We start from the raw sequence: 16,996 nt of genomic DNA, 5'->3' as shown, positions 1-16,996 counted from the left end.
TGGTATAGGAACCTCAATATTACGAGTTTGTTTCTTTCTATGAAATACTTATCTCTAAATGTCAACAGATTCTATAGTGTGGCAGGAAGGAAATAACACAGGACAAGTGTACTACTTAATCAGTAGTAATATCCTATATATTTCCCATCCGATTGGACTTATCTTCTTGATAGATATTAAACAACCAGTTTCTAATTTTTCAGTTTTTTAATATCGGCAGAAGGAAACTAGCTTCTGTAATTATAAAATTCTCAAAGGGGGCAATACATTATGCGTACTTTAATGATTATGAGTTTACTTGCTTTGACAAGCAGCCCGGTTGCCGCTGCGTCTTGGCAAATTGGTGATAACGATGGATATGGCATCGGCATTTGTGACAATTGTTCTCATCCATTTAATGGTTCTACAGCAAACTTTGATGGTAGAAGTGCAGCGGAAATGGCAGCAACCGATGGTGCGCAATATACTGATACCTATAGCACCACGCATCCCGGTTACAGCCCACATGGTTCTGAAACTGTAGCTACATTCCATTTCACTGGACTAGGAAGCGGATGGGCTTTAGGTCACTTGGAAATTGATATGGCTGATTTCCAAGCAACTGCGTTTGGCCCAGTCATAACAACATTTAATGGCATCGTTCAAGATTTTTCGTATAACGATGGTTTCCCGAATACGCTGATCCATTACTATACATTGACGGGCGCTGTGCTTGATTCAATCAATGCCACGGGAGAATTGACAATTGTTGTTGACCGCAACGCATCAGTAGATTTTTATGGTTTTGACTATCTAAAACTAAGTGATGTAGCAGCACCAGTACCAGAACCCGAAACCTATGTCATGTTATTGATGGGTTTAGGATTATTGGGATTTTCATTACGCAATAAAAAACTAGCTTAGCAATAACCCCAAAACTGCCTGGTTTTACCGGGCAGTTTTCATTTAACCGTTTGTATCCGGCATTACCTCAATCAGCGGAAAGCAAGTTTTTCTCAACGTTTCATACTGAATCACTACTCGTTGCACGTCTGCGGCAAGTTCCCAAAGATCCTGTTCAATCTGACCGGGAAGTCTGATTCTTTCGGCTTCGTCACAGGAGATTCTGGCACTCTGAGTTTCTTTTATTGCTCCAGCGGCACGATCTGCACAGTTCTGGGCGTCGATCCACAGCCCGCGAATACCAGCGAAATTATTATTAAGAGACCTTTGCAAAATGACGCAAATTTGCCATTTCAGAGTAACTTCGGATTAATCTGTGAAGAGATTGGTTAGTTGTAGTCATTTTTTCGCAAATAAGCCAAGAATAATATGAGAGAAACACTGATTAATAAGTACACGAGCGGACTGCCTTGTTGCGCGGCACTCGCTCCCTCGCCTATCTGATTGATTTGTCTCGGTCACTGCGTTCCGTGCGCCTCGCCCTTCATCGCATTCGCCGAATTAATCAGCGCTTCCTTGAAAGAACTTAACGCGAAACAAACTTAAACAAGTCCATTCAATGACGCCATCAATCGTTTAAAGCGGGGTTCTCCCGGAGATAGTTCGTTTGCCGCCGTAAGGCTGTTGCGCGCTTCCTCAACGAGGTCGGGTGCGGAGCCGTTTTTTTGTATATAGGCAATAATTACATGCGCCAAATTCAATAATACCCGTACATTGGCCGGCATTGCGGCACGAGCTTCGCGCATTGCACCAAGCGCTTCTTCGTATTGTCCTTTACTAACCAGCAATACCCCGCGATTCATCACGAGCATCGCTTCCTGGCGGGTGGATTCGATTAGTTGGCTGCCTTCCTCTTGCATCCCGGCTTGCTCGAATATTTCTGAAACATCTTTATGCAAAGCCGTGTTCTCCGGATTATTCTTGATTTCGCTTTGCAACAATCGAATCGCTTTTTCCTTATTCCCAGCAACAAGCAATAAATGGGCGACTTCCAGCGATTCCTCGCTGGTTAAAGGACGCTCATCTTGGTTGGGCAATGATTGATCCAACTCTAAAGCGATCTGCGCGGCTTTCTCCACGTCACCGCTCTGATGGTGAATTATTCCCGTTGCAGCCAAGGCCCTGCGGCGAACATCATCACCGTTAAAATTCTTGGTAAGCTGTCCCAACACTCTCAGTGCTTCATCAGGATTTTTCTTTGTGCCGCATACTTTGACCAGCCCAAGATAACTATCCGCTTTCTTCAAAGCTGAGTTTTCACCCAGTGCAATACTTTTACGGAACGCACGTTCGGCATTTTCCAGCTTTCCAATTTTTAAAGATAAGCTCCCCAAATTCTGTTGCCGCATTACAGAATTGGGTGACAATTTGGTTGCGCGTTCCAGCACATCATTCGCACCTTCCAAATCATCCATCGCCTGTAGCGTTTGCGCCAGGAGATCATGGGCTTCGATATACGCCGGATTGAGTTCGATGGTTTCCTCCAACAGGGTCTTGGCTTGATCCCATTCATTCTTTTTGAGAAAAATTCTTGCCAACGCTACCTTGCTCCATGGTAACTCGCGCTTTGAGAGAATTTCTTCCAACAAATTCTGGGCTCGATCCAGCTCTCCCGTCATCCCTAGTAAATTGCATTTCGTGCGCAGCAAATCGAAGGTATTCGCCTTATCGGACACCAGCTTTTGATCACATAAACTCAATGCTTCATCATAATTCGAGCGCTTGATCGCCTGGTGAATCTCGGCAAAAACTTTCTTTCTCACCCAGATCTTTTCCAGCCGTGTGCATAAACTCATTTCCGTAACCGGCTTAATCAAATATGCATCGGGTTGAAATTCCGCCGCACCGGTAACAGCTTCCGCGGCTTTCTCGGCGGAAATCATTACCCACAAACAAGAAGAATCCACAAGCGAAAGATACTTCGCTTCCTCAAGCACTTGCTGACCATTTTTTCCCGCACCTAATACTAGATCGCACAAAACCACATCAAATTGCACTTTCTTCAGTATCGCAATGGCTTCTTCTCCCGTCGCAACCATATGCATTTTCTTAACATCAGCACCGAGATTGCGAAAAATATCGCGCAAGATTGTACGCATCTCCTGATAGTCATCGACAATCAGAATATTCTTTCCGGATAGATTCAAACTAACGGGAGAAAAATTGATAGAGCTCGTTATCATGGTTTCAGATCTTGAAATTTATTAAGGAAGAAACAGGAGAAAGCAAGCACCTTTCATAGGACCGCCGTTTTCCAGCTTCAATTTCCCGGACACCCCCTGATTTCGATGCATCCGCGCAACCTTGTCCGAAAAATAAAAACCTAATCCAGTGCTATTTTCCAAAGAATCTACGCGGTGCATTGAATCATAGCTGTCCTGCAGCATTGCAGCCGGATAGCCGCGTCCATTATCCTCCACGCGCAGCAACAATTGCCCATTCTGCTCTTCGGCGGCAATGCGAATACAATCCCGGGTATAACGGATTGCATTATTGATGGCATTGCCGACAACCGCATTGATCAGATCCTCGTCAAAGTACCAATGCAACTCCGGATCTACATGAGCTTCCAGGGTAATTTGACGGAACTGCAGCAAATCGGAATATTGCGCAACGATCCCAGCTATAAAATCTCTTAAACTGACATATTGCACATCAAAAGGATAGACTCTTTGGCCGACTTTATAGAGCGTCAACAATTGAACCAGGTGATTGTTAACGCGTTTTGCTTCGGCATTCACTCGCACCAGTTCAGCATGCGCGGCAAGTTGACTTGCATCGGCATTTGCCAGCGTTTTTTCCAGGCTGTTCAATAACAGGCACACCGAATTTTTCGTATCGTGAATCGAAGAAACCAGGAAATTCATCAGATCCGGTTCAACGGGGAGGTTACCCGTGTCCGGGTTATTGTTCTCAGATAGGCTCATTTTGATATGCCGCAAACCAGCGTCCTCATCATTTTTCTTACGCAACTTAACGGCAAGGCACCCTGAATCTGTAGTTTTACAATCAAAATCAGAGAGTTCTATGGCAAACGATAAACTACTCCACGTTTCCTAAGATCGTTCAGAATTTGAATACCACCCTGAACAACCGTTTCGGGTTGCGGGTGGTTCATTTCTGCGGCTACTTGATGCAACAACGTCAAACCGGATTTGGCGGCATTCTCACCGGCCAAATGCAGCAAGCGCCCTGTTATTTTATTAATCTCAATAAATTGCACATTAAAATCCTGATCCCGGTAAACGATCAGATTCGTCTTTGATGCGTCAGCTCTATCGGGCTGAAAATCCGGAGTTATCCGGTGGACAGGAAACGAGTAGCCGAGTACCCATGCCAGCGGCGAAATTGCCGGAACTCCCTCCAGTAAATCGCCAGCAGAATCCGTTGCGACTTCCGTCATGCTTTCATCGAAGATAGCAAGCGCGAGTTCCACCCACTCATAGTGCGCCAATTCAAACAGAAAAGGCGGATCATCAGCACAGGGTTTCCGCTCGGATTCGAGGTATTTCAGAAACTCCCGGGGTATCTCCGGAAACAACGGGGTATGCGACACATGATGGGCGAAATAATCCCGGATGAGTGCATGCCAATGGCTATCGGGCATAATCTTCCGTAACACAGGAAAGGTATTGGCAATTAAATCCTCCACGTTGTTATAAAACAATTCGCAGTAGATTTTCATGCGCCGTTCCTCCACACCTTGTGGATGCGGTTTCTTTTCCGGGTCACGAATGTGCGCTGCAAATGCATATTGCTGCCGCACAAAATCCGGCCGGTCAGGCGTGTTGTAAGTAACCGCCGGTTTCATTGCGCCATTTGGTTTGAAGAGAATGAATCGTTGCTACTTCACGCAACAAATCGGCAATCGGTGGAATATTGAAATCACGCTCAAGCAAGGTTGGAATAACCCCCAAACGCTGGTAGGTTTTATCGAGTAATTGCCATACCGGATCGATGACATCGGCGCCGTGCGTATCGACGATCAGATCGGCTGCTTCCTGATAGTGTCCGGCCACATGAAGATAGCGGATACGTTCCGCCGGCAAGCGCAGCAGAAATGCCTCGGCATCGTAGTCATGGTTGACACTGTTGACATAAATATTATTCACGTCCAACAGCAAGTCGCAATCGGCTTCCTGCAATACCGCATTGATGAAGTCGGCTTCCTCCAGCTGCTTTCCAGGCGCCGCATAATAAGAAACATTCTCGATTGCGATACGTTGTTCAAGGATTTCTTGAACGCGCCGGATCCGGCTTGCTACATAAAAAACCGCTTCTTCGGTAAACGGGATCGGCAGCAAATCGTATAAATGACCGTCATCGCTGCAATAACTCAAATGCTCGCTGTAAGTGCGGATATGATGATCTTTCAGGAAACGCTTGAGCTTGTGCAAGAAAGCTTCGTCAAGCGGTGACGGGCCGCCGATCGACAACGACAGTCCGTGGCAGATAAAAGGAGATCGCTCGGTTAGCTGTCGAAATTGGTGGCCGTACCGGCCACCGACACCAATCCAGTTTTCCGGAGCCACTTCCCAGAAATCGACGGATTGGGTGGCCTGATCCGTCAGCGAACTCAGCATCGAACGCCGCAGACCCAGGCCTGCGCCATGAACAGGAAATGATCGGCTGCTCATGGGTTGCATTGGTTACTTTTTAGAAGAACCGCATTTGCCTTCGCCGCATTTACCTTCTTGTTCGGCCTTCTTACCGCCGCATTTGCCTTCCATGTTTTGCTTCATCTCGGTTTTGCCGCCACACTTGCCTTCGCCGCATTTACCTTCCATATTTTGTTTGGATTCTTTACCGCCTTCTTGCGCCGGTTTATTGGCGCTGCTGGCATCGGCCAGTTGCATGTAACCGCCGGATAATTCATTCATCGCAAACGGATTGGCGCTGCTATCCGCCAACAAATCACCGGCACCAAGACTGGTGACCAATGCAGCACTTACTGCGAGTGAAACTGGTTTAACTGATTTTTTCGACATCTTTTATCTCCATAAAAAATTAAAACAACGACAATCGATGATGATAACGCCGAATTAAAACAAAGGAAACGCTTATCAATTCACCGGGCAAGATGAGATGCAAGGCGGATGAAGCGCAAGGAACGAGATATATCAATGCGATAGACAAGTTTCCGAGCACCGCCCAACGCAGCAAATCGCTTGCGCAGGCAATTAATCAATGCTTCCCTATCCTATCTTTCTTTTTTTGAATGCGCCTCTCTGATAAACTCAGCGCTTCGAAAATTATTATAAAAATACGCCTGCTAACTTAAGGAGTTCCGAATGTTTGACAAACCTAACCAGATTATTTTTTACATCAACATCGTCATGCTTGCCTTTGGTGTGTTCGTCGCACTGGCGACCGATTTCATAGCGATCGGATTGATTTTTGCTCTTTGCGCCGCGCTGCTGATCGCCGACCAAATCAGACAAAACAAGTTTGCATTTTCCATCTCGGATTTAAGAAAAATACTGACCGTGCATGATACCTGCGGAAAAAAAGCAACTGTGACACAAACACAAATGACCACCGCATGCCATAGCGATAATTCAGAATACTGGTTCAAAAATATCCGCGCCATCGGCAGCATCAGCAATTTCCGCATCAATAATGGCGATCCGGCTGAACAAAGAAAAGAAAACGACAGCTACCATGTCTGCATGAAATTCCCGCCTGAGTTGAAAGTGATTGACGGTTCCGATTTAACTTTAACGTATCAATGCGAAGGTGCTTTCACCCAAAACGAAGGCATACTGTCGCATGTCGTCGACGACGATACGCAACGCTTGCACATGGCCGTCGAACTGCCTTCAGGACGCGCCGTTGCAACCGCGCGCTTTTTCTGCATCGATAATGGCAAGGAAGAAGCGCTATTGCCTCCCGTAATCTCCGGAAACACAAAAATCGAGGCCGATATCGAAAATCCTAAAAGAAGCGCCGAATACTGTTTGCAATGGAAATGGGAAGAAGAAGGTCTGCTGAAGAAAGTCAGTTGCCTTTTTTAGATTGTCTTCCCTATCCAATTACACAGTCACAAAATTAAATCACTCAGACCAGGCTGGATTGAAAAATCCAGCCTGCAGTTACCACACCATTGCCCACTACTAGCATCAATAACTCAAGCCATTGAATCTCCTTAAAGCCCTCGCCGCGGTCAGCAGCATGACTTTCGTGTCACGCATCCTCGGTTTCGTGCGCGACATCCTGATCGCGCGGATTTTTGGCGCAGGCATGGCAACCGATGCTTTTTTTGTTGCGTTTCGCATCCCCAACCTGCTGCGGCGGCTGTTCGCCGAAGGGGCTTTTTCGCAGGCTTTCGTTCCGATCCTCGCCGAATATAAAAACACCCGCACGCATGAAGAAACCCGCAGTTTGATCGATCACATCACAATGCTGCTCGGCGGCGTGCTGTTCCTGGTGACAGCCCTTGGCATTATCGCGGCACCGTTCATCATCTACGCCAGCGCGCCCGGATTCTCCGCCAATCCGGAAAAATTCGATTTAACCGTGCAACTGCTGCAAATCACATTTCCCTATATTTTGTTTATTTCTTTCGTGGCGTTGGCAGGTGGCATCCTCAATACTTACGGGAAATTCAATGTACCGGCCATCACCCCGGCGCTGCTGAATTTATCCTTCATCGGTTGCGCATTCTGGTTGACACCCTTGATCGATCCGCCGGTTCTGGTGCTGGCTTGGGCGGTTTTTATCGGCGGCATTTTACAGCTGGCGTTCCAGATCCCTTTTTTGTTGAAACTCAGATTAATGCCGCGTATCCAGTTCCGCAATCCAGATACCGGTGCGTGGCGTGTGCTCAAACTCATGGGGCCGGCGATTTTCGGCGTATCGGTCAGCCAGCTCAGCCTGTTGATCAACACCATATTCGCTTCGCTGCTGGTGACCGGCAGTGTTTCCTGGATGTATTATGCCGACCGGTTGATGGAATTCCCTGCCGGTCTGCTCGGCGTCGCGCTTGGCACCATTTTGCTGCCGTCGCTGGCAAAACATTACAGCACCAACAGCAACGACGAATATTCCCGGCTGCTCGACTGGGGCCTGCGCATGACCATGCTGTTGACGCTACCCGCCGCACTGGCACTGGCATTGTTATCAGTACCGCTGATTACCACCCTGTTTCATCACGGCGCCTTCACTGAACACGACGTGTGGATGACGCGCGAGGCGTTGGTTGCATACAGCGTCGGCTTGCTCGGCATCATCCTGGTGAAAGTGCTCGCACCGGGATTCTATGCCCGCCAGAACATCAAAACTCCGGTCAAAATCGCGGTCGTCACCTTGATCGCCACGCAACTGATGAACCTGATTTTCATCACGCCGCTGCAGCACGCCGGGCTGGCGCTGGCGATCGGACTCGGCGCTTGCTTGAATGCAGGATTGTTGTTTTACCAACTGCGTAAGCAAGCCATTTACCAACCGCAACCCGGCTGGCTGGTTTTCTTTGCCAAAATACTGCTGGCGCTGGCGGTCATGGGCATCGTGCTGTGGTTCACCGCCGGCAATGACGCAACCTGGCTGACCGGCTCGGCATTGTCCCGCGCCACGCAACTCAGCGGCGTAGTATTAGCCGGTGCCGCCAGCTATTTCACCGCGCTCTGGCTGCTCGGATTCCGTTTGAAAGACTTCACCCAGCGGCAAGCACTATAATCAACTCAGATATTGTCATTCGCCCGTCAGCTTTTTTGACTCCCGCTGCCCACCAAGAGTACTACGCAATACCTGCAAAGCTGCTTGGGGCTTTTGCCTCAAGCAACGAAGCTTCATTACCATTTGAGAAAACTCCGCCCATGTAAGCAAGTTTGTGGTTCTGAGTCATCTTTCATCTCATCTGACCGCATCGTTTCCGCTTTTCGTCAGCGCCCGGCAAACACCCAATCTGCTCTATATACAGCCTTGTAATTCGTCCTTTATTCGTTTACTCTGTCTCAACTCAGCGAGTTGCATCATTCTGACAAGACAATTCTCAAGAAACTCTCCACAATCCTTAAGACCAGGAGATGTAACATGGCAAAAGTTCTCGTTCTCTATTACAGCATGTATGGTCATATCGAAATTATGGCCAACGCGGTAGCTGAAGGTGCACGCAGCGTCGAAAATACCGAGGTTGCCGTTAAGCGTGTCCCCGAACTCATGTTGGAAGAAGTGGCGCGAAGGGTCGGTGCCAAGCTTGATCAGCCAGCACCCATTGCGACCGTTGATGAGCTGCCAAATTATGATGCCATTATTTTCGGTACGCCTACACGCTTCGGCAATATGTGCGCGCAAATGCGCAATTTTTTGGATCAAACAGGCCGGTTATGGCTTAACGGCGGACTGATTGGTAAAGTGGGCAGCGTGTTTACCTCTACAGGCACGCAGCATGGCGGACAGGAAACCACAATTACATCATTTCATACCACCTTGCTGCATCACGGCATGATCATCGTGGGCGTTCCGTATTCCTGCCAGGAAATCATGAACATGAGTGAAATCACCGGCGGCTCGCCCTATGGGGCAAGCACGTTAGCCGGTGGCGATGGCAAACGCCAGCCGTCAGATAATGAAATAAAAATTGCGCGCTTTCAGGGCGCTCACGTCGCGCAAGTGACCAGCAAACTCGCCCGCTGACGGGAAGCGTGGAGAAAGGTGATGCTCGCACTTTCCCGCACTTTCCAATCGTAGAAGTCTCAAACGATGAACCCAAAATCACCAGCGCTTTCGCCCGTTCTGTTTTTACCCCACGGCGGCGGTCCGTTACCTATTCTCGGTGACAAAGGACATGAGAAAATGGTTTCTTTTCTGCAGGAAATCACTGGTGAACTGGGCGAACCATCAGCGATTTTAGTCATCAGCGCACACTGGGAAGAGGAACAAGCAACGATAACCAGCAGCGGCCATCCCGAAATAATCTACGATTACTATGGATTTCCTGCCGAGGCTTACACCATTCAATATGCGGCGCCGGGCAATCCCGGGTTGGCGAAGGAAATTCACGCGTTGTTAATGGCAAGTGGTATACCGGCAAAACTCGACGAGCAGCGCGGTTTTGACCATGGATTGTTTGTGCCGCTCAAGCTGATGTTTCCGCAAGCCAGGATTCCCTGCATTCAGCTATCGTTACTCAAGAATTTAGATCCGGGAAAGCATATCGCGCTTGGAAAAGCTTTAGCATCGCTACGCGAGAAAAATATTCTGATTATCGGTTCCGGCATGTCATTTCATAATTTGAAAACATTCTTCTCTAACAATATCGATAGCAGCAAAGAAAATGAAGGATTTGATCACTGGTTGATTGAAACATGCACCGATCCGGCGATTTCATCCGAAGCGCGCGAAAAACGATTGATCGAATGGGAAAAGGCACCGTTTGCCCGGTTTTGTCATCCGAGAGAAGAGCATTTATTGCCCTTGCATGTTTGCTATGGTATCGCTTGCACCGGTTCTTCCATGGCAAAGGTTGTATTTAATGGGCAGATTATGGGGAAAAAAGTGACGAGTTTGCTGTGGCAGTAGGATCATGGAATGGAGAATTAACATGAAAAAAGCAAAATTGGCAAATTGCATATTCGGCTGTCTAGTTGCAATCATTGTCACGATAAGCAACGCATGGCCGGCACAAGATGAGAAAAACAATCCCGGATTTGCTTGGAAGGATGGCGCGGAAATTTACGCCAAAATCTGCGCGTATTGCCATGAAGCGCAAGTCGGGCCGAAAATTCGCAATCGTGAACTTCCCGCAGCCTACATCCGCGCGGTCGTGCGCAATGGAAATCGCGCCATGCCGGCCTTTCGCGCTGCAGAAATCGATGATGAGTCATTAGTCAAACTGGCGGATTTCATTTCAAAAAAAGAAACGCAGCATTAAGGAGGTCACATTTTATGGATGAAACACGGCGTAACCTCATCAAAGGCATGCTCACCGGCGGAACGTTGCTGGCGCTGGGAATTCCTGGCATAACCCAAGCAGCTCCAGCTACCTCGACCCTTTCAGACCATGCGCGCAATTGCCAGCTCCTGCTGGGCAACACCGCCATCGGCGAAGCATTTGCAACTGGTGCGCGAGCCGCTTGTGCTCACTATGGTCATTCCGGTCAAAACACTTTAGCTACATTTCAGCTCGGGGATGAGTTGTTGATCAGCCCCCAACACATTGCCGATCTTTTGACGCGATCACACAACATGCGTTGGGTTGCCGTCATGGATTACGCCCATGCAGCAATTTTTACGGAACTGGTGCGAAATGCTGACGGACGCTTGCTGGCCTTGGGTTCGCATGTATCGGGATCGAGCACTGATGCTGCGCTATCGCTGCGGCATCGATGGACGACAGCCTCGCCAGCCTACAGTGCGGGCGGCTTGCTGGCGTCCACGCTGGTTCAAAATGGACGCAGTTTTTCGATTGTGGAAAATTTTCTGAAAGCATCCTTCCCTGAAACAGGATTGACGGAGACGTTGTTACCACAATTTTCTTCGTATGAATTGACTGCTCAGCCAACCACCCATTTACATTGCGCCGGTTTACCTGCGCCAGAAGCCAGCCAATTAGTGGGTTGGGAAACATCAGCAAGCTGGGATTCTTTAGCGTCTCGACCGGTTGCCTCTTTTATTGAACACCCGTCACTCGGGAATTGGATCGAAGCCACGGGTTACGCGGTGGTGGCGGCTGCGTTAGGGATGGGAATACACCAAGAAGCTTGTGCTCAGCGTGCTTTCGTGCATCTGCCGGGTAATCGCAACCTGGATCATGATGGCTTGGCGGGAAAACAGTTTGTTTCATTTGTCATCGACGTGTAGGGAGAACACAGCATGGCCAGTCAATATATCGCATTGCCCAAAGGCGTATCGGAAAAAAACTTCGATGCGGCCATCCGTGATTTTCGCAAGGTCCTGGGCGATACTTCTGTACTCACCAGCGCGGAACAGCTTGCGCCTTATATCAAGACCATGATGCCGGTTCCTGATGCCGACCATACGCCATCCGCGGCATTACTGGCCACCACCGTCGAGCAAATCCAGAAAATCGTGGCAATTTGCAATCAATACAAAGTACCGATCTGGATGATCTCCACCGGTAAAAATCTAGGTTATGGCTCGGCTGCCCCGGCAGAACGGGGTCAGGTGGTGCTTGATCTCAAGCGCATGAACCGCATCATCGAAGTGGATAAAGATCTGGCCTTTGCCTTGGTTGAACCAGGTGTCACCTATCAGCAGCTCTACGATTACATCAAAGAACACAAATTGGGTCTATGGCTATCCATGCCCGCCCCTTCCGCCATCGCCGGGCCGGTGGGTAATACGCTGGATCGTGGCGTGGGTTACACGCCGTATGGCGAGCATTTCCTGTTTGCCTGCGGCATGGAAGTGGTGTTGGCGAATGGCGAGGTATTGCGCACTGGCATGGGTTCGATGCCGAATTCCAACACCTGGCAGGTCTTCAAATGGGGATATGGCCCCTACTTGGATGGCATTTTCACGCAATCGAACTATGGCATAGTGACTAAATTCGGTTTTTGGCTGATGCCTGAGCCACCGGCATTCAAGCCGTTCGTCATCCAATACCAACACGAAGAAGACATCGTGGAAATCGTAGAAACGATCCGGCCGCTGCGCATCAGCGGGGTCATTCCCAATGCCGTGGTCATTGCCCATGCGCTGTATGAAGCGCCGGTAAAAGCCAAGCGGAGCGATTATGTATCCGGACCCGGTTCAATCCCGGATGAAGCTGTCTACCGGATCATGAAAGACCATAAACTGGGAATCTGGAATGTATATGCGGCGCTCTATGGCACGCAGGAACAGATTGACGTGAACTGGAAAATCGTGACACAGGCATTCGGTCAATCCGGCAAGGCAAAAATTCTGACGGAGCAGGAAGCGGCGGATGATCCTGCATTTGCTTACCGCGCCAAGCTCATGCGCGGAGAAATGACGTTGACGGAATTTTCGCTGTATAACTGGCGCGGAGGTGGCGGGTCGATGTGGTTTGCGCCGGTCTCGCAAGCGCGCGGCAGTGAAACGCTGAAACAAATGGCGCTGACCAAGCAAATATTGGCCAAGTATGGACTGGATTATTCCGGCGAATTCATCGTCGGCATGCGGGATATGCATCACATCGTCGACGTGCTGTACGACAAGACCGATCCTGAGCAAACGAAAGCGGCCTATCAGTGTTTCGACGAACTGTTGACGGAATTTTCCGCGCGGGGGTATGGCACTTATCGCGTCAATACCGCCTTCATGGACAAAGTCGCCGAAACCTATGGCCCGGTGCAGCGGAAGGTGCACAAAACGCTCAAGAAAGCGCTGGACCCCAATGGCATCATCGCGCCTGGGAAGTCAGGCATACGCTAATTTTGTCCTGAGCAAGCATGAAATAACGATTCCAAAGCGGAGGTGCACGTGAAAACAATCAAGGCAGCCGTTGTCCGCCAGCCAGGCGGGCCTTTCCAGATAGAAGAACTGGTACAGGATGAGCCACATTTTGATGAAGTGCGCGTGCGCATTGTAGCAACAGGAATGTGCCATACCGATATGGTCGCGCGCGATCAGCTTTATCAAGTGCCGCTTCCCATCGTGCTGGGACATGAAGGATCGGGGGTAGTCGAGCAAATCGGCAGCAATGTGAAAAAAGTCGCTGTTGGCGATCACGTGGTGCTGACTTATATGTGGTGCGGTCACTGCAAGCCTTGTTTGAATGGTGATCTGACTTATTGCGAGCATTTTTATGCCTTGAATTTCAATGGCGCACGCGAAGATGGCAGCACGTCAACCTCTACAATCGGTAACACTGCGGAACCCATTCACGATCATTTCTTTGGGCAATCGTCGTTCGGCACCTTTGCGCTGGTGCATGAGCGTAACGTCATCAAAGTACCCAACGATGCGCCTCTGGAGTTGCTCGGCCCGCTGGGCTGCGGCATTCAGACCGGCGCGGGAGCCGTGATAAATGCACTCAAGGTGAGTCCGGGCAGCAGTTTCGCGGCTTTTGGCGGCGGCGCAGTAGGGCTCAGCGCCGTGATGGCGGCACGGGCCGCCGGCGCCACGACCATCATCTCGGCGGACGTGGTTCCTGCGCGCTTGGCTCTGGCGATGGAACTCGGAGCCACGCACACCATCAACAGCCGGGAAACCGATCCCGTCGAAGCGGTTCGTAAAATTACCGGTGGTGGCGCTGATTTCGCGCTGGAATCCAGCGGACGACCGGCGGTGCTACGTCAGGCCATTGATGCGCTGGCGATCCGGGGAACATGCGGCATTGTCGGCGCGCCGGCGTTGGGTACCGAAGCCAGCTTCGATGTGAACGGTGTGATGACGACGGGCAAGCGCATTATCGGCATCATTGAAGGCGATAGCAAACCCGATCTTTTCATTCCGGCGCTGGTTGAGCTTTATCAGCAGGGAAGATTTCCTTTTGATAAGCTGGTGAAATTTTATTCTCTCGATCAAATCAATCAAGCCGCCGAAGACAGCGAGAAAGGCATCACGATTAAACCGATTATCCGGCTAGAGTAAAAAATTTATCAACTTTCCTTCGAATATCTTCAACTGGATTTTGGGTAAAACAAACAGGAAGAATACATTATGGAAAATAAAAAAGAATCTCCACCGCCTTATTCAAATTTCGATCAGCTATTGATCAACGGTCAATGGCGGCACGGCAGGGGAACAAGGGTTTTACAGGATCTGAATCCATACGATGGCAGCACGCTGGTTGAAATCCCCCATGCCAATCGCGATGATATGGATGAAGCCTATCGTGGTGCCGCCAAGGCGCAGCTCGCATGGGCGGCATTACTGCCGGGCGAGCGCGCAACCATCATGCGTCGCGCGGCACAGATCATGGAAGCGCGGCGCGAAGAAATTGTGTCATGGATCATTCATGAGTCCGGCGGCACGCGCATCAAAGCCAATCTGGAATGGAATGCCGTGCATGGCGTACTGCTCGAGGCAGCCACGTTGCCTTATTTGGTGGAAGGCCGGATTCTGCCCGCCGATATTCCCGGCAAGGAAAGCCGCATGTACCGTAAACCCGTCGGCGTTGTCGGTGTGATCAGTCCTTGGAATTGGCCATTCCAGCTCACCGCTCGCTCCGCAGCACCCGCGCTCGCGGTCGGTAATGCTGTCGTGGTCAAGCCAGCCAGCGATACTCCGATAACGGGCGGATTGCTGTTTGCAAAAATCCTTGAAGAAGCAGGATTACTTCCTGGCGTACTCAGCGTTATCGTGGGCGCAGGCAGCGAGATTGGCGATGCCTTTGTCACTCACCCTATTCCTCGCGTCATATCGTTTACCGGCTCAACGCCCGTTGGCCGCAATATCGCAAAGCTAGCGGCTGAGGGCCCCATGCTAAAGCGGCTTGAGTTGGAGCTGGGCGGGAATGGCCCGTTCGTGGTATTGAATGATGCCGACTTGGAGCAAGCGGTGGAAGCTGCCGTGTTTGGTAAATTTCTTCACCAGGGCCAAACCTGCATGAGCGTTAACCGCTTCATTATCGAGGATCGGATTCACGATGAGTTCGTGGAACGCTTTGCCGATCGTGTGCGCCAATTGAAAGCAGGTGATCCGGATGCGCCTGATACGATGATCGGCCCCATTATCAACCAATCCCAGTTGAATGGTCTGCAACAACGGATTCACAATGCCATTTCAGCAGGGGCGCATCAAATGGTGGGTGGCGAAGCGCAAGGATTGGTACTTCCAGCGCATGTATTTTCTCAAGTCACCAATCAGATGCCGCTGGCGCAAACCGAATCATTCGGCCCTATCGCGCCGGTCATACGCGCGCGCAATGAAACGGATGCGTTGAATATCGCCAATGACACCGATCTTGGGTTGGCTGCCGCGCTGTTTACGCAAGATGTCGAACGCGGTCTTCGATTCGCACAACAACTCGAATCAGGCATGGCGCATATCAATGACCAGCCGGTTAATGATTTACCTTACAATCCCTTCGGTGGCGAAAAAAATTCAGGCATCGGTCGCTTCAATGGCGCTTGGGCTGTTGTAGCGTTTACGACTGATCAATGGATCAGTATTCAGCATACACCGCGTCATTATCCTTTCAATGCGCAAACCATCGCGTAATTTAACTGGAATGTACAGACAGATTTGTAAGTGGTGCCACAGGGCTGGCGCTAGGCTCGATCAAGCGACGCCGCTTGCGGCAGCGATGGCAAGAGCGCCAACTATCAAACAATAATTGATAATCGCGCGCTTCCAGGGAGTTCATATAACGAAACTTGCCAATAAGCTGTTCTCTTAATGAGATGCAGATAGAGAAGCATCAAGAGCAACTACTTTCAGTAAAATCTTTCCATTCATAGGAATTTTTATTATGATCCGCAAAACATCATCAGCGTTTTCACTTGTCGCATGACTGGATCATTACCCGGTTCGCTGAAAAACGGGCTCAAAATGTTCATTTGATTTTGCATAAACGGTACTTCCCCGATAGATTAAGCTCTATCAGCTAGAGAGGATTAAGTGATATGTTCAATTTAGGTTCCATGCTCAATCTGGGTTCGACCGATCCGGTCATCGGACGGGCGAATACGATCGTATCCTGTCCGGCGGCTGAGTTATTCCGCTTTCTCGGGGACGGTTTGTTCGACAATTACCCGAAATGGTCGCCGGAAGTCAAGGAGCTGGAGCAGTTGACGCCGGGGCCGGTCCGGCTCGGTACCGAAGGCCGACAGGTTCGCGTCGATCAAGGGCGACGTTCGGAATCGAAGTTTAAAATTTCAACCTTCGAGCCGGGCCAGCGCATTACGCTGGTTGGCGTATCCGATCCATTCCGCTGCACTTACGAGTTGCAGGAAATCAATCCGTCGCAGTCAACCAAGCTGACATTTTCGTTCGAGCTGCTGGAAATTCTGGCGATTATGCGGCCTTTTGAAGGATTGGTTCGCGTCGCCATCAAAGACGGCGCGGAACGCACGGTGCAAAACATCAAGCGCTTGGTCGAAGCGGAAAAATCATGAGAGCGCTAGCCGTCTCCGGATGTTTTGTTTTACGCGATAACTGTTTCATAAACCGGATAGGATCAAAG

The 16,996-nt window shown here is 49.8% G+C and carries 16 protein-coding genes; 11 read left to right on the top strand and 5 right to left on the bottom strand.

Translation table 11 applies throughout. The features are described 5' to 3' along the window. Positions 1-270 precede the first annotated feature (270 nt). Positions 271-903 (top strand): PEP-CTERM sorting domain-containing protein, encoded by a 633-nt coding sequence (locus RBH92_RS02050; RefSeq protein WP_307933047.1) that lies wholly within the window; start codon positions 271-273, stop codon positions 901-903. A gap of 581 nt (positions 904-1,484) precedes the next feature. On the opposite strand, the gene RBH92_RS02045 is transcribed toward RBH92_RS02050, so the two are convergent. From RBH92_RS02045 to RBH92_RS02025, 5 genes are all read right to left on the bottom strand, one after another. Next, positions 1,485-3,125, bottom strand: a complete 1,641-nt coding sequence (locus tag RBH92_RS02045) for a tetratricopeptide repeat protein (RefSeq protein ID WP_307933046.1) — start codon at positions 3,123-3,125, stop codon at positions 1,485-1,487. 21 nt (positions 3,126-3,146) lie between these two features. Beyond that, positions 3,147-3,869 carry a sensor histidine kinase gene (locus tag RBH92_RS02040; protein WP_307933045.1) on the bottom strand — a complete coding sequence of 241 codons (723 nt, stop codon included), beginning with the start codon at positions 3,867-3,869 and terminating at the stop codon, positions 3,147-3,149. Positions 3,870-3,967: 98 nt separating this feature from the next. Continuing rightward, entirely contained in the window at positions 3,968-4,753 is a 786-nt protein-coding gene (locus RBH92_RS02035; RefSeq protein ID WP_307933044.1) for an HvfC family RiPP maturation protein, read from the bottom strand. Then, entirely contained in the window at positions 4,722-5,579 is an 858-nt protein-coding gene (locus RBH92_RS02030) for an HvfB family MNIO-type RiPP peptide maturase (RefSeq protein WP_307933043.1), read from the bottom strand. Before RBH92_RS02030 ends, RBH92_RS02035 begins: the two co-directional genes overlap by 32 nt. A gap of 12 nt (positions 5,580-5,591) precedes the next feature. Continuing rightward, complete coding sequence (locus RBH92_RS02025) at positions 5,592-5,930, bottom strand: HvfA family oxazolone/thioamide-modified RiPP metallophore (protein ID WP_292922754.1); 339 nt, start codon at positions 5,928-5,930, stop codon at positions 5,592-5,594. 303 nt (positions 5,931-6,233) lie between these two features. Here RBH92_RS02025 and RBH92_RS02020 point away from each other — a divergent pair, with 303 nt between their 5' ends. From RBH92_RS02020 to RBH92_RS01975, 10 genes are all read left to right on the top strand, one after another. Next, positions 6,234-6,956: a hypothetical protein gene (locus RBH92_RS02020; protein ID WP_307933042.1), complete on the top strand. Its 723-nt coding sequence runs from the start codon at positions 6,234-6,236 to the stop codon at positions 6,954-6,956. 121 nt (positions 6,957-7,077) lie between these two features. Next, the gene (gene murJ, locus RBH92_RS02015; protein ID WP_307933041.1) at positions 7,078-8,616 is read left to right on the top strand and encodes a murein biosynthesis integral membrane protein MurJ; all 1,539 of its coding nucleotides are present in this window, start codon (positions 7,078-7,080) and stop codon (positions 8,614-8,616) included. A 357-nt stretch (positions 8,617-8,973) separates the two neighbouring features. Then, positions 8,974-9,576 (top strand): NAD(P)H:quinone oxidoreductase, encoded by a 603-nt coding sequence (gene wrbA, locus RBH92_RS02010; protein ID WP_307933040.1) that lies wholly within the window; start codon positions 8,974-8,976, stop codon positions 9,574-9,576. Between the two features lie 66 nt (positions 9,577-9,642). Next, a complete protein-coding gene (locus tag RBH92_RS02005; RefSeq protein ID WP_307933039.1) occupies positions 9,643-10,461 on the top strand; it encodes a DODA-type extradiol aromatic ring-opening family dioxygenase in 819 nt (272 codons plus the stop codon). A 22-nt stretch (positions 10,462-10,483) separates the two neighbouring features. Next, complete coding sequence (locus RBH92_RS02000) at positions 10,484-10,813, top strand: c-type cytochrome (protein WP_307933038.1); 330 nt, start codon at positions 10,484-10,486, stop codon at positions 10,811-10,813. 14 nt (positions 10,814-10,827) lie between these two features. After that, a complete protein-coding gene (locus RBH92_RS01995; RefSeq protein ID WP_307933037.1) occupies positions 10,828-11,742 on the top strand; it encodes a hypothetical protein in 915 nt (304 codons plus the stop codon). Positions 11,743-11,754: 12 nt separating this feature from the next. Continuing rightward, positions 11,755-13,299 (top strand): FAD-binding oxidoreductase, encoded by a 1,545-nt coding sequence (locus RBH92_RS01990; protein WP_307933036.1) that lies wholly within the window; start codon positions 11,755-11,757, stop codon positions 13,297-13,299. A 48-nt stretch (positions 13,300-13,347) separates the two neighbouring features. Next, positions 13,348-14,460, top strand: a complete 1,113-nt coding sequence (locus tag RBH92_RS01985) for an NAD(P)-dependent alcohol dehydrogenase (RefSeq protein ID WP_307933035.1) — start codon at positions 13,348-13,350, stop codon at positions 14,458-14,460. Between the two features lie 69 nt (positions 14,461-14,529). Then, positions 14,530-16,032 carry an aldehyde dehydrogenase family protein gene (locus tag RBH92_RS01980; protein WP_307933034.1) on the top strand — a complete coding sequence of 501 codons (1,503 nt, stop codon included), beginning with the start codon at positions 14,530-14,532 and terminating at the stop codon, positions 16,030-16,032. A gap of 404 nt (positions 16,033-16,436) precedes the next feature. Then, positions 16,437-16,928 carry an SRPBCC family protein gene (locus RBH92_RS01975; RefSeq protein ID WP_292922762.1) on the top strand — a complete coding sequence of 164 codons (492 nt, stop codon included), beginning with the start codon at positions 16,437-16,439 and terminating at the stop codon, positions 16,926-16,928. Positions 16,929-16,996 lie beyond the last annotated feature (68 nt).

Origin of the sequence: Nitrosomonas sp. sh817 (assembly GCF_030908545.1) — a bacterium.
Lineage (GTDB): Bacteria > Pseudomonadota > Gammaproteobacteria > Burkholderiales > Nitrosomonadaceae > Nitrosomonas.
This window is presented reverse-complemented; position numbering and strand designations above follow the sequence as displayed.

What these genes read in the sequence shown, in the direction of transcription:
- RBH92_RS02040 (WP_307933045.1), bottom strand. Translation starts at nt 3,869, where the DNA reads ATGAGCCTATCTGAGAACAATAACCCGGACACGGGTAACCTCCCCGTT.
- RBH92_RS02030 (WP_307933043.1), bottom strand. Translation starts at nt 5,579, where the DNA reads ATGAGCAGCCGATCATTTCCTGTTCATGGCGCAGGCCTGGGTCTGCGG.
- RBH92_RS02050 (WP_307933047.1), top strand. Translation starts at nt 271, where the DNA reads ATGCGTACTTTAATGATTATGAGTTTACTTGCTTTGACAAGCAGCCCG.
- RBH92_RS01975 (WP_292922762.1), top strand. Translation starts at nt 16,437, where the DNA reads ATGTTCAATTTAGGTTCCATGCTCAATCTGGGTTCGACCGATCCGGTC.
- RBH92_RS02005 (WP_307933039.1), top strand. Translation starts at nt 9,643, where the DNA reads ATGAACCCAAAATCACCAGCGCTTTCGCCCGTTCTGTTTTTACCCCAC.
- RBH92_RS01995 (WP_307933037.1), top strand. Translation starts at nt 10,828, where the DNA reads ATGGATGAAACACGGCGTAACCTCATCAAAGGCATGCTCACCGGCGGA.
- RBH92_RS02000 (WP_307933038.1), top strand. Translation starts at nt 10,484, where the DNA reads ATGAAAAAAGCAAAATTGGCAAATTGCATATTCGGCTGTCTAGTTGCA.
- RBH92_RS02020 (WP_307933042.1), top strand. Translation starts at nt 6,234, where the DNA reads ATGTTTGACAAACCTAACCAGATTATTTTTTACATCAACATCGTCATG.
- RBH92_RS02025 (WP_292922754.1), bottom strand. Translation starts at nt 5,930, where the DNA reads ATGTCGAAAAAATCAGTTAAACCAGTTTCACTCGCAGTAAGTGCTGCA.
- wrbA (WP_307933040.1), top strand. Translation starts at nt 8,974, where the DNA reads ATGGCAAAAGTTCTCGTTCTCTATTACAGCATGTATGGTCATATCGAA.
- RBH92_RS02035 (WP_307933044.1), bottom strand. Translation starts at nt 4,753, where the DNA reads ATGAAACCGGCGGTTACTTACAACACGCCTGACCGGCCGGATTTTGTG.
- RBH92_RS02045 (WP_307933046.1), bottom strand. Translation starts at nt 3,125, where the DNA reads ATGATAACGAGCTCTATCAATTTTTCTCCCGTTAGTTTGAATCTATCC.
- RBH92_RS01980 (WP_307933034.1), top strand. Translation starts at nt 14,530, where the DNA reads ATGGAAAATAAAAAAGAATCTCCACCGCCTTATTCAAATTTCGATCAG.
- RBH92_RS01990 (WP_307933036.1), top strand. Translation starts at nt 11,755, where the DNA reads ATGGCCAGTCAATATATCGCATTGCCCAAAGGCGTATCGGAAAAAAAC.